Raw genomic sequence first — 12,370 nt, 5'->3', positions numbered from 1 at the left:
GCCTTGGGCTTCCTTCAGATTCCACCTCACGGTGGACACCCTTGCCGTCAGCTATATGCTTACCACTGTCAGGTCGCATTCGGGACTTGCACCCGTTAGAGTTCGCCCATGCTGGGCGAACGAAAAAGGCTGGAAAGAATTCCAACCCCTAAACAATTTTCTCTTTTACGTTAATCTTCATCCTCATCAAAGGCATCATCATCTTCTAAGGCTTCTTTGCCAATGAACGCTTGCAGCATCCAAATGTTCTTGTCTAAGTCATTTTTGAAATCAATCAATGTATCTTCTAAAGCATCGTCACCCTCGTCTTGTGCTAAACGAATCGCACGAACCGTAAGTTCACGAGTGTTTCTGAAGTCTTCGACAATGTTTTCAACCATGTCTTCTGCTTTCGCATATTTATTGACTGCATCTTCCGAAAGCATCGAATATTTTTCAAATTCGGCCGTTGTCGAAGCGGGTTTGTGACCAGATGCAATCAGACGCTCCGCAACTTTATCGAACCATTCTTCATTGCCATTATACAATTCTTCAAATTTTTCATGCAGCGTAAAGAAATTCGTACCCTTTACATACCAGTGGTATTGATGAAGTTTTACATGCAACGTATGCATGTTGCTTAAGATATGATCCGCAATAGCCGCTGCATTGATTTTTGTATGATGGACATGTTCCTTGTGTGCTTGTTCGACTTGCAATCTTTCTTGGGGCGTTTTTTCTTGAGAAGATTTATTTTCTGCCATGATTCATTCCTCCTATAGTTTATCTACTTTTTCGTTCCCTACAGCTTTGATCGGCGCCTCCTTTTTCTTTGTTGAACTCAGTATAGGATAGAATTTCGGTAAAAAAATTGACGCCCATCAAGAAAAGAATTGTTTTCTCCCGATAGACATCATGTTTTTCAAATGACTTGTCTTCCAGTATATCTACTGATTTTTTTAACACTGTTGTATATAACCGAATAAATCAGCATGCGAACCTATCTGAATCAAAGTCTGTATTCATTCTTCATCTTCAAGAAGCCCGCAAATTGCAAAAGAAAGTTACTGTTAAGAAATTATCCTAATCGACTAAAGAAACAGGCAGTTTATCAGCACGCCGATAATCATCCACAAAACAATTGAAATTAAACAGCCATTTCTAAATCCAATAATAGATCTTCTCTTTTCCATAGCGCGTCTCCTTTACAAGTGTGACCTTCGTTCTCAGAGAATGTTTTTATTGTAGTGGTTGTTTGAAAGTAGTTGATAGGGTGATGTGTTTGAAGCAATTTATTAGTGCTTCGAGTACAATAGAGGTTTTTTAGGTGAGTTCTTACCAATGCGGTAAAATGGATGCTTCATTTGTTGTATGGGTAAGTTGTTTCAAATTTATGTGTGGTCTCTTCATGAGGAATTCGTTGATTTGCTTTTAATATAGCACAAGAAATGGTATAAACAAAAAATAAAGAAACTTTTCGCAGGACCAAAAGTAACCTTTGAAACGTTCTTTTCGTTTGCATTGGGATAGATTAATCGCTGCAGATGAGGCAAAAGCGTCAAAAGTATAAATATCTTGTTGTTCAAACTTTGTTTCATCAAGGCTTTTTTCCCCTTGATGTTCAATCAGCTTTTCCAACAAGCAAAATACCGAACGAGAAGCTATCTTCCCATTCGGTATTTTGCTTGTTGAATTCTCAATTTGAATTTCGGCTCATGTGCTGAAAACAAGACATACGCTGCTAACTCAAACTTTTCCTATTTCCCTGCTCATCCTAATAACACTCGCTATATTAGCCGCCGTCGTTTTCAAATTTTGATAACCTTCTTCGAGAACCTTATCAAGAGAACTTAGTTCAGGAATGATACTGAAAACCGCATATATCCCTTCGTCGTAAACACTCTCATATCCTTCAGAAAGAGTTCCCGCCAAAGCGATCACTGGGACATCATATTTTTTAGCGATTCTAGAAACAGCAACAGGAGTTTTCCCGAAAATCGTTTGATGATTGATGCCACCCTCTCCGGTAATCACCAGGTCGGCCTGCTTGATATGCTCTTCCAACCCTAACATTTCCACCAGCAAATCGCCGCCGCGCTCTAAATCGGCATCTAGAAAAGCTAGCAGTCCAGCGCCTAAACCACCCGCTGCGCCTGCCCCAGAAACTTGATCGATTTCTTTTCCAAATGTACTCTCGATTAGTTGAGCATAACGAGTTAAATAGCTGTCTAACAATTCGATTTGTTCCGGAGTACCGCCTTTTTGCGGTCCATAGATATGAGATGCCCCATTTTTTCCAGTTAACGGATTGTCTACATCACAAGCCGCTTTGATCGCAACTTCTTGAAGTCTAGGATGCAGTTCTGCTACATCAATGCTTTCTAAATCGCCTAAGCCTTGTCCATCTGCTGAAATTGAATCGCCGTTTCCATCTAATAATTTCCCGCCTAGACTCATGATCATCCCAGCGCCGCCATCATTAGTGGCACTGCCGCCGATCCCTAATAAAATCTCCTCCACACCTTCTTCAAGGGCATCATAAATCAATTCTCCAAATCCATAAGTCGTAGTCAATAAAGGGTTTCTTTTATCACTGGGAACCTTATCCAACCCAGAAGAAGCTGCCATTTCTATCACAGCAAGCTTTTTATCACCTGACAACCCATAAAAAGCTTCTACTTGTTCATATAATGGTCCGGTTACCATCATTGTTTTGATCGTTCCACCGGTGGCGTCTACGATAGATTGAACCGTACCTTCTCCACCATCAGCCATCGGGATCTTATGGTATGTCTCATCAGGCAATACGGAAGCAAAGCCCTCTTCAATAGCGGTAGCAGCTTCTAATGCGGTCAAACTTTCTTTAAAAGAATCTGGTGCAATCACGATATTCACATCAATAACCTCACTCTCTGCAGTAAAAAAGACCTCGGAGCTCTTGATAAAAATCACGAAAACTATCTTTAATTAATCCTTTACATATTTTTCGATCTCATTCAACCAAACCTCATATCCTTCTTTGTTCAAATGCAATCCATCGACTGAATATTCCTCAGCCAACTCACTTCCAATCGATCTGCAACATTTAAAAACGTCACTCCATCTAATTTGGCCAATCTCTTATTTAATTTAGCTACAGCTTTGTTTATAGGTTCACTGCGCTTATTTCTTCAACACACTAACATCCTCCAATTATACTATCTTCCTATATCATATTAACGCAGGAAATTTAACCCAACTAGGTTTTAGCTTAAATAAAGGTTTTGGATAGCCCTCTTTAACAATTAAAGTACCTCCACAAACAAGCTCAGAATTCTTAACTTAATGATATTTCACCTATATAATCACAAAAAACAAAAACAAGCATCCAACAAAAATCTTTTTTCTACCGCCGTCAATTGACTGACACGTGCAAAACACGTATAATTAATTTGTAGAAAGGAGTTTAGGAAAATGTGAAGACGAGAGATTTAATTAAGCTTTTCGAGAAAAACGGTTGGCGGTTTGTAAAGTACGGCGGTAATCACGACATTTATACAAACGGTAAAGAGAAAGAACAAATTGTGCGCCACAAAGAAACCAACGAACGTCTTGCAAAAGCACTCATTAAGAAGCATGGGCTTAAATAAGCCCATGGCTTCATTGAAAGAAAGGTGATAAAAGATGATTGATAATAAAACCTATATCTATCCTATTTATATAACGATTGATTCTGAAGAAGAGTTCCCATATTTTGTAGAAATACCTGATGTAGAAGGATGTACGCAAGGAAAAGACTTAGCAGAAGCTATTATAATGGCTAGAGATTATATCGGCTTTGCAGGTGTTGACAAATTAGAAAATGGAGACTCACTTCCACTCCCTGATCAAATTGATTACAATAAAAACGATTCTCAAATAAAAACTCTCGTGGATATAAATTTTAAAAAATATAAAGCCCAGCACGATAACAAAGTCGTGAAAAAAACTCTCACAATTCCTAACTATTTAAACGAGCTCGGTAACGAACAAGGCATTAATTTCTCTTTAACTCTTACAGAAGCGTTAAAAGAAAAATTAGGTGTTTAAGAGTAGTGATAGCTAATCTATGAACAAAACTGTTTCCTACGTTATAGGAGACAGTTTTTGTTTTGGACTTGTTAATAAAGTTCTGAGTGCTTCTTATTTCTCTCTATTCTGTTACGTACTTCTCAATCTTCCCCAACCAAATCTCATATCCTTCCTTGTTCAAATGCAATCCATCAACTGAATACTCTTCCGCCAATTCATTACCAAACTGATCTGGACTATCTAAAATTGTTACACCATCCAATTGGGAAATTTTGGTATTCAACTCAGATACAGATTCATTTATCGGTCCACTACGCTTAAAAAAATTATTCTCGTACAAATCGCCAGCTACTGGGAATACGCTTTGAGCATAAATTTGCACTTCAGGATTGTCTTTCTTTAAAGCCTCTACAATCTTGATGTAATTTTTTTCAATCGTTTCTACAGAGATACCTTGCTGGATATCATTGATCCCTATTAACAAAAATACTTTTTCAGGATTCAGCTCGGTCACTTGTCCGATCCGGTTCAGCAATCCTTCAGAAGTGTCTCCACTAATGCCTCTATTTGCGACAGATAAACCTTCAAAATATTCTCCCCACTCGAAATAATCAGTGTGACTATCCCCTGCAAATACAATCTCTTTAGAGGATTCGTCAACAAGCTCAAAATTTTCTTGTTTGGTTTCTACCATCGGATCTATTAAGGGTTGATCCGCGAAAACCTTCGAAAACCCATTCTCAAAATACACCCATCCACCTTGTACAATAAAAAACACTATTCCTAGAACAATAATGACCAGGTTAAAAAATATAGACACTCTAAAAACATTCTTCTTCAACACACTAAGTCCTCCAATTTCACTTTCTTCCTCTATCATATTACCCCAGCACCTTTAATTCAGCTAAGATTTAGCTTAGTCCGCGCTTACGATTAACCGTCTTAACAAATAAAAAAAGATTGCACCATCCCATTAATTTGTAATCATCCATCAATAGACGTCTACAAATTAAAGAAATGGTACAATCCCAGCAAATAGCCCCAATATTTCCAAAATTCCTGGTTCGCTACTTTTTGAAAACCAGTCCCTGCTTCATACCATGGGACGAATTGATCATCAACCACTTGATAAGCTGCTACATACGTCAAATCAAAATCATAATTACGATTGGTGCGCTCATAGATCATTTTGGTTCGCAGCATATGATAATCTGAAGACACAATAATGGCCGATCCAAAACCTTCTTCATTCATCATTTCTAATGTGGTTACAGCATTTTCATAGGTACTGGTAGCTTCAGTCTCAGGAATGATTTGTTCCGGCTCAACACCAAACTCCTTATACCCCTCTATATTTGTTTCCGTTATAGGCGAAACTATTATTTTGCCCGAATGACTATAGCCTTCATTCAATAACTCTGCGGCTTTACTAGCTCTCACAAATTCTTCCCCTTCAGGCACAATAACCACATCTGACTGAACAGGTTCCTCATCAACAATGAGATTATTTAAAATAATCGGATAACTAACACCAAAGATTAAGCATATGAATAGAACAACACCTATAGAAATAACGATTCTTCTTTTTATCATTCCGTTCTCCTCAAATAGATATCCTAAGTTGAAGCTTATGTTAAACAAAAGGATCAAATCAATCAACTGATTTAATCCTTTATTGTCGCAAATCAGGACTATAGTTATCATACACGAATAGAATTACTGATTTCTAATACAATAATTTAATCTTTGCAGAACATTCTTCAATTAATTCCTTTGGAGCTTTTTCCACAAAGCTAAAACCTCTTATTTCTAGATCAACCATGCGGTGATGCTCCAATAAAATTTGTCCTTTAGTAATCAAATCTTTAGGCAAAAGAATATGAAGAGGAAAATTTTTTACTTTAGTGGTTATAGGTGCTACACCATACATATAATTTAAATAACTCGACTTTTTTGTCAGCACAATACAAGGACGCTCTCCTCTTTGTTCACGCCCTTTTGTTGGATTAAGACTAACAAAAATGATGTCTCCTTGTTCCAGCTCTTGATAACTTATATCCTTCTTTCCCAACTAAAGTAACTCCCTTCCTACAGATTCTCCCCACTCAAATTTATCTTCAGAACCCAATGGCTTACCATCATAATCAGCAAACAGTTCTTCAAGAGTATCAGGATACTTCTTTTTAGGAGTTAAAATAATCTTCCCTTTATCTACTATCATAGTAAAAACAACTTCTTCTTCATCGTAACCTAGTTCTTTTAACTCTTCTTTTCCTATTCTGATTCCTTGCGAATTCCCCCATTTTTTAAGCTTCGTTTCTTTTACGAACATACCTACACCCCTTTCGTCTCTTTTCATCCTAAGTATATACTTGTATATACTTAACGTCAATTTTTTCATTTTTCCTTACTAAATCGACTGACAATAGTCTCAACTAATTATAATGAAATAGTAAATGAAAATATTCTCTAAATAAAAGCAATCAAAAACAGTACAAGCAAATCAACTTCACTCATACTGTTTTTTGACCACTATTTATCTAAAAACTCCACAAAAGTCTTATAATAATTTTTCTCTTTAAACCGATCACGATCACCGATGATAAAAAATTCTTTCTTTGCTCGCGTAACTGCAACATTTAAAAGATTAGGTGCCTGACAAGACCAATCTGCAGCTGCATCTGTAGTTTCATCTGTCCCACAAATGAAGTACACACTATCAGCTTCTTTACCTTGGAAAGTATGCACAGTTCCAATTGAACTACTGCACCAATTTTTCAATTCCTGATGACTGATGTTTACGAAGTCTTCTTGATGCCGAAGTAAATATTTTTTGGTTTCCGCCACCACTGCTTTAAACGGTGAGATCACATAAATATCTTTCAACTCTTTTCGGTCTTTTAATTTTTCTAACAATTCTCTTGCATGCTCTTCTACATATTGCTTTTCAGTCGCGGTCCCTTCGACATCAATCCATCCTAAGATACCTTTATCTTTTTCCTCTTCTTTTGCTCCTTGGACCATTTTATTGTCATAAGAAATTTCATTTGAGACATGGAACAGTGGATTTAAGCTGCGACGGTGTACCCATAGCGGGATTCCGATCCGTTCCCCACTAGACTGCAGCATCCCATACGAATTCGCTAAATCTGCTAGTCCTTGTACAGAAGCTGCTTTTCCAATATAAGAAGAAGCTAGCTGGTAGCTGTCCCTTACTGTTTTTAAAATGGAATCTTCTAATGTCACTACTGGTTCGATTTGTGCTGGGTCTCCAACAGCAACCACATGTTTTGCTCGCCAAATTCCACCTGCAGCAGCTTGAGGGACTGCTTGCCCTGCTTCATCAATGAACAGCCAATCAATAGAGCCTACTCCCAATCCTTTATACATATTTCCCAAAGCTGCAAACGTAGTACTGACTACCGGAACGACCAAGTGGAAAATATCCCAAGATTCTTTTAATAGTTCACGATTTTCTTGGTTGTTTATATCTATCTGCTGCTTTTTACTGATCACATTGAAAGCAGACCAAAACTTACCAGAATTGGCTACATTAAACAGTTTGTGCACCTCTAGTGCTTGAATGAAGTATTTCCCACGTAAATAATTGAGTCTGCGCGTTACCCAGGGGATAGATAATTGACGCTTAGCGTAATTCTCTTCTTCCCACATATCATCATCAAAAACTTCATAAGGATCTTCTTTAAAATGCTCTTCCAATTCTTTTAGATTTCGTTGATCAGAATCTAGCTGTTGCTTTAATCCTTCTAACCCATGAACAACTTTTTCTTTATCGTATTTTTCTTGATTAAGGTGTAATAGCTTTTTATTGATTTTTTCGACCTCTGGATTTTTTTTGCCAAGTAAGCGTTGAAGCCACGAGGATTTAGGCAACAGTTCTTTTTGTTCCTTATTGAACCGGATATCTTTATCGATTTGCTGTATATCCAATTGTATCTTATTTAGATCAGCTATTTTTCTTTTAAGCTGTGTGATCCTTTTCATAGCTGATGCATGTTTTTTGATGGTTTCTTTTTCTTGTGCAATTTCTTGTTTCGTTTTTTCAAATGCCTTTACCGAAGTATTCCAATCAGCTGATTCAAAAGTCTCTTCTTTCAGTTTATTGTATAAACTAGGTAAAATACTTCCATCCTCCAGCTTTTTCTCTGATAATAAAGTAGAAAACACATTATTAATGTTTTTCCGTTTTCCCATCGGCACTGAAAATAGTCCCCAATGATTAGCGAATTTATCTATTGGTACTTGATCATTATCTGGATCAAATATGTGTTGAACGTATTCTGGGAACAAATCTACTTGTTTGATCAATTCAGAAAAAGGCACGTCATTTTCAGAGAACGCATCATTTTTATGGATGATTTCCGTGCTTTTAGGCAGATCTTTTGAGATATTTTCTACTGCTCCATTATTCGATGAAGCTACCACCATCCCATAACCTCGGATGCTTGAATCTATCTTATACCGATTCGCTTTAAAGCCATTGATATCTACTTTTCCAATACTTTTAAATGCATCAGCCGGTTTCTTAAATACAGCCATTTTTTCAGCTCGTTCAATGATCAGATTTGCAAAAATATCTTTTAATAAGGTCGTTTTCCCTGTGCCAGGCGGACCATTGACAGAATAGATATCCCTTTTTTCATTCAATACCAAATTAACCGCTACTTGCTGCATCAAAGACAATTTGTAGTTATTATTGGACGGCCATCTCCCATTCGGCAAATGGTCTAGCGTAAGGATTTCATCGATCAATTCCTGATTTTCATTGATATCGAGGTAGTTATCACTGCCCTTTAAATACAGGTCTAAAGTTGGCGAAGGACTATCGTTAGCTAACATAAATTCCAAATCCGAAATGAACAGGCTATTTACTTCGCTGGGTTCATCAGATTGATTTTGAAGCGTATAAATATATGGATCAACAATTGAATCAATACCAAAATAGGCTACTAGATGTTTTTCTACTTGCTTCAAGGTAGCATAAGAAACACCTTCTTCAAGAATCACTGCAATTTCTTTGTTCAAATTTTCTGTTTCGACTTGCATCGCAGAGACCAGCTTGTCTAAATTGGAAGAGCCTTTCACAATAAATTTCACGAAAAACTGCATTTGCGGAATAAACAGGCTGTCTTGGATGTACTTCCCATTTTCATCTATTTGGATAGAAGCTGCATAATTTAAAGTATAATCTTCATTGATGATTTCACTGCTATCCTTTAAATACCTTCTCACCAACTCATTCATTTTGAATAGATGGTATGCCCCTAAATAGACATAACTTTTATTCCCTGCTTCAGTTACTATTACCTCATCTTTTAACAACCGTTTCTGATCGTCTTTATCAGGCAATTGCCCCGTACTTAAATACTCTATAAGTATCCAGCTCTCAATGATTTTTCTTATTTGATGATTCATTTGTTCTCCTCTTTTATTGAATGTAGTTGTGTAGTTACTTTTTTATGTGCTATATGCAAGATAAGTTTAACATATAAATTTTATATGCTTAGAGCTCAAATTTTTTTATTGATTCAAAAATTAATCATAAGTTTTCGAAAATTCCAATTAAAGTTTCAATAAAATTTCTTCAACAGGCAAAGTTATGGCTATTGAATCATTATTAGACAACAACTAAACTATAGAATACATTATTTCATTTATAAGAAGAAAAAGTTGATAAGGACTGTATCAAAAAAGATATGAGTAATTTTCTACTCATATCTTCTTAATTTAATTAATATCTGTTTTAGCCTTGAGGTGGAAAAGGATCGTTTCCACCATGTGAGTCTTTTCGCTGAATCTTTCCATCTTTCCCATGAATTACTAACTCAGTTCCTTGATTAACACTAATTTTTCTAGCAATTTTTTCTGCCTCTACTTTTGTATTAGCATGGTTACTACTCCTCTGACCGCCACCCCTCTTGACATCCCATCCGCCATTATGGTTAGGTACTACATGATGTGTATCTTGATTAACCATTTTTCCACTCTCCTATCTTACTAACTATTTATGCATCTAAAGCCAATTTCAACTACCTTTTCTTTATAGAAAAGGGTAAAGCCTTATTAGATTTATTCATTTTAGGATAATCTCCTACTGAATATTGATTTCATATATCTCATTAACAGTTTTAGTTTTTAATGAGATATATGAAATCAAACGCGCTTAGAACTTGACTCTAATTTTCGAGTGCATTTATAATTCGACTTTTTCCAAACCAATAAAAACTGGCTGTAAAAAAAGTAGAAATACAAAACAATTTTGAACCTTTCAAAAAAACTCAAATTGTTCAGGTATAACTATACTTATTGTTTTTTTTAGATTAGCCAATTAACCTATCTATCTTAATAGAGTTATAAAATCTTTTTCTCCTGGTTTTAAATCAATTTTAGAATGATATTCATTTAAACAATTTATTAGGTACTCAACATTTGAAAAGTGTTGCCGTACAAATTTTTCAGTTTTTACATTTTTGATATTTAGTACTTGTGTACAATAGTCACTAGGTTTCTGATGTCCTCTACTCGACTGCCTTTTATACCTGTCATATTCTCCCATTCCAATGATAACAAGAATTTCAATTTCTGGTCTCGTAATAATAGATACAATTTCACTTATTTGTTTTTCAAACGGAGCAGCTATTTTAAATCCTTCACTTTTTTTATCTATAACACGAATGATCTTTATTTTTTTTTCGTAATCTTGATTTAAATATTTAGTTTGAAATTGTTTAGGCTTTATTCTCTTAATTAATTCTTCATTCAATAAATCTTCTGTGTTAAAAATTAGTTTATTTGCGTTTAGTAAAGTTTCAATTATTACTTTTTCCGCTGTTCCTTCATATATACAAGCAATAATCTCTTCCATTAATTATCACCGTTTTCAGCATTTATTTCATTCGTTAATTCTTTAACATAATTTTTCAAATCCATTGTTGCTGTATATTGAGGTGCGGTACCTTTAATATAATTTGAAAGATATACTTCACTCTTTTTCAAATCATTTCTTTGTACTTTTTTAGAATAGTTTACTAATTCATTTTGATTTTCATTATTACGATCTTTTAATGTAATGTAAATATTGTCTTTCCTATTAAATTCATCTAGAAGTTCACTATAATGAGTCGAGAAAATTAAAGTAGCGCCATTTGGATTTGTTTTTTCATCTTTAAATAAATTGAATATTGTTGTTATAATTGTTTTATTGAAATGATTTTCAATTTCGTCTATTAATACATAGCCTCCATTTTTTATAGCCGGTATAATTAGGCTGAAAGCATTAATACCTTTTATGGTACCAGAGGATAAATACTTTTCTAATTCCATAAAATTACTTATAAAAATTTCTTCTTGACTATAGAACTTTAAGAACGTTCCACCTTTATCAGCATCTCTTACATACTCAATACTTGAATCAAAAAATTTGATGACTTCCTGTGGTACATCCCAATTTGATAAATAAAAATTGTAATTTGTTAAATCTAAATAACTTCCAATGTAGATAGGTGTATTTTTTGTTTGAATTATATTAACGCTTATATCTTTAGGTAAATACTTTTGATCAAGATCCGTTCTTTTAACTAACACTTCTGTGTCATTAAACGCATAAAGCTTTTTCTTAGACATTACTTTTTTACTCTCTTTAACTACTATTGTCTCTTCAATAAATTCATATTCGTTATTATTGTTAAGTGCAACTATTGAACTTAACTTAAAAACATTTTCTTGATCATAATAAAAGATGATAAATTTCATATTATTTCCCAATAAATCTTTACCTATAACTTCATTTAATTGTTTATTTCTAAAAAAAACATCCATAATAATTGATAAATACTTTAGAATAGTTGTTTTACCAGAAGCATTAATCCCCGCAATAGCAAAGCTATTTTGAGTATAGATATTAGAAAATAGATGATTTAAATTTTCTTTATGAACAACTTTATCTTGTGCAGTAAAATCAAATTCAATTCTTCCATCTTTAAATATATTATTTCCTTCTATAATTACCTTTAGTAACTTCATGCTATCCACCTCTTTAATATATTATACCACTCGGTTTTTTTATTACAAACAAAAAACACGTTTAAAAAAATGATAAATAAGATTTTCTTGTTTTATTTTCAACTCTTTAAACAGATTAATCGTTTTAAAAAACATTGATACATCATTTGCAAAATAATATTACCTTAATATTTAATGCCTACTGAACAATTGGGCTAATTTGAAATGGAGAAAAGTTCAATAGAACTAAACAGCTTTTTTTCCGATTTTTCAGTTGTCCAAAAAAAGAGCGCAAGCGATTGCGATTAATGTTATCTAC

At 34.6% G+C, this 12,370-nt stretch carries 12 protein-coding genes; 2 read left to right on the top strand and 10 right to left on the bottom strand.

Features of this window, described 5'->3' with window-relative positions; genetic code table 11:
• Nucleotides 1–170: 170 nt before the first annotated feature.
• Nucleotides 171–743, bottom strand: a complete 573-nt coding sequence (locus tag ACEN4I_RS13010; protein ID WP_407103093.1) for a Dps family protein — start codon at nucleotides 741–743, stop codon at nucleotides 171–173.
• Between the two features lie 982 nt (nucleotides 744–1,725).
• Complete coding sequence (locus ACEN4I_RS13005; protein WP_407127846.1) at nucleotides 1,726–2,874, bottom strand: glycerate kinase; 1,149 nt, start codon at nucleotides 2,872–2,874, stop codon at nucleotides 1,726–1,728.
• A 560-nt stretch (nucleotides 2,875–3,434) separates the two neighbouring features.
• Between ACEN4I_RS13005 and ACEN4I_RS13000 the strand changes: the two genes are divergently transcribed.
• Both ACEN4I_RS13000 and ACEN4I_RS12995 read left to right on the top strand, forming a co-directional pair.
• The gene (locus tag ACEN4I_RS13000) at nucleotides 3,435–3,608 is read left to right on the top strand and encodes a type II toxin-antitoxin system HicA family toxin (RefSeq protein ID WP_407127844.1); all 174 of its coding nucleotides are present in this window, start codon (nucleotides 3,435–3,437) and stop codon (nucleotides 3,606–3,608) included.
• Between the two features lie 34 nt (nucleotides 3,609–3,642).
• Nucleotides 3,643–4,047: a type II toxin-antitoxin system HicB family antitoxin gene (locus ACEN4I_RS12995; protein WP_407127843.1), complete on the top strand. Its 405-nt coding sequence runs from the start codon at nucleotides 3,643–3,645 to the stop codon at nucleotides 4,045–4,047.
• A 103-nt stretch (nucleotides 4,048–4,150) separates the two neighbouring features.
• On the opposite strand, the gene ACEN4I_RS12990 is transcribed toward ACEN4I_RS12995, so the two are convergent.
• From ACEN4I_RS12990 to ACEN4I_RS12955, 8 genes are all read right to left on the bottom strand, one after another.
• Entirely contained in the window at nucleotides 4,151–4,909 is a 759-nt protein-coding gene (locus ACEN4I_RS12990; protein WP_407127841.1) for a GDSL-type esterase/lipase family protein, read from the bottom strand.
• Between the two features lie 122 nt (nucleotides 4,910–5,031).
• Nucleotides 5,032–5,622, bottom strand: a complete 591-nt coding sequence (locus ACEN4I_RS12985) for a YdcF family protein (RefSeq protein ID WP_407126670.1) — start codon at nucleotides 5,620–5,622, stop codon at nucleotides 5,032–5,034.
• Between the two features lie 133 nt (nucleotides 5,623–5,755).
• On the bottom strand, nucleotides 5,756–6,100 hold the full coding sequence (locus tag ACEN4I_RS12980) for a type II toxin-antitoxin system PemK/MazF family toxin (protein ID WP_407127839.1): 345 nt from the start codon (nucleotides 6,098–6,100) through the stop codon (nucleotides 5,756–5,758).
• Complete coding sequence (locus tag ACEN4I_RS12975) at nucleotides 6,101–6,361, bottom strand: AbrB/MazE/SpoVT family DNA-binding domain-containing protein (RefSeq protein ID WP_407103105.1); 261 nt, start codon at nucleotides 6,359–6,361, stop codon at nucleotides 6,101–6,103.
• A gap of 200 nt (nucleotides 6,362–6,561) precedes the next feature.
• Nucleotides 6,562–9,465 carry a DEAD/DEAH box helicase gene (locus tag ACEN4I_RS12970; protein WP_407127837.1) on the bottom strand — a complete coding sequence of 968 codons (2,904 nt, stop codon included), beginning with the start codon at nucleotides 9,463–9,465 and terminating at the stop codon, nucleotides 6,562–6,564.
• Nucleotides 9,466–9,793: 328 nt separating this feature from the next.
• Nucleotides 9,794–10,027 carry a DUF2188 domain-containing protein gene (locus tag ACEN4I_RS12965; RefSeq protein ID WP_407103107.1) on the bottom strand — a complete coding sequence of 78 codons (234 nt, stop codon included), beginning with the start codon at nucleotides 10,025–10,027 and terminating at the stop codon, nucleotides 9,794–9,796.
• Nucleotides 10,028–10,387: 360 nt separating this feature from the next.
• On the bottom strand, nucleotides 10,388–10,915 hold the full coding sequence (locus ACEN4I_RS12960) for a hypothetical protein (RefSeq protein ID WP_407103108.1): 528 nt from the start codon (nucleotides 10,913–10,915) through the stop codon (nucleotides 10,388–10,390).
• Nucleotides 10,915–12,072 carry an AAA family ATPase gene (locus ACEN4I_RS12955; protein WP_407126789.1) on the bottom strand — a complete coding sequence of 386 codons (1,158 nt, stop codon included), beginning with the start codon at nucleotides 12,070–12,072 and terminating at the stop codon, nucleotides 10,915–10,917. Before ACEN4I_RS12955 ends, ACEN4I_RS12960 begins: the two co-directional genes overlap by 1 nt.
• Between the last annotated feature and the right edge of the window lie 298 nt (nucleotides 12,073–12,370).

Source organism: Desemzia sp. FAM 23990, from assembly GCF_045528485.1.
In the GTDB taxonomy this organism is placed as follows: domain Bacteria; phylum Bacillota; class Bacilli; order Lactobacillales; family Carnobacteriaceae; genus Desemzia.
This window is presented reverse-complemented; position numbering and strand designations above follow the sequence as displayed.

Bases quoted from the DNA above. Each gene is read 5' to 3' on its own strand.
- ACEN4I_RS12970 (WP_407127837.1), bottom strand. From the start codon at position 9,465: ATGAATCATCAAATAAGAAAAATCATTGAGAGCTGGATACTTATAGAG.
- ACEN4I_RS12955 (WP_407126789.1), bottom strand. From the start codon at position 12,072: ATGAAGTTACTAAAGGTAATTATAGAAGGAAATAATATATTTAAAGAT.
- ACEN4I_RS12960 (WP_407103108.1), bottom strand. From the start codon at position 10,915: ATGGAAGAGATTATTGCTTGTATATATGAAGGAACAGCGGAAAAAGTA.
- ACEN4I_RS12965 (WP_407103107.1), bottom strand. From the start codon at position 10,027: ATGGTTAATCAAGATACACATCATGTAGTACCTAACCATAATGGCGGA.
- ACEN4I_RS12985 (WP_407126670.1), bottom strand. From the start codon at position 5,622: ATGATAAAAAGAAGAATCGTTATTTCTATAGGTGTTGTTCTATTCATA.
- ACEN4I_RS13010 (WP_407103093.1), bottom strand. From the start codon at position 743: ATGGCAGAAAATAAATCTTCTCAAGAAAAAACGCCCCAAGAAAGATTG.
- ACEN4I_RS12990 (WP_407127841.1), bottom strand. From the start codon at position 4,909: ATGATAGAGGAAGAAAGTGAAATTGGAGGACTTAGTGTGTTGAAGAAG.
- ACEN4I_RS12995 (WP_407127843.1), top strand. From the start codon at position 3,643: ATGATTGATAATAAAACCTATATCTATCCTATTTATATAACGATTGAT.
- ACEN4I_RS12975 (WP_407103105.1), bottom strand. From the start codon at position 6,361: ATGTTCGTAAAAGAAACGAAGCTTAAAAAATGGGGGAATTCGCAAGGA.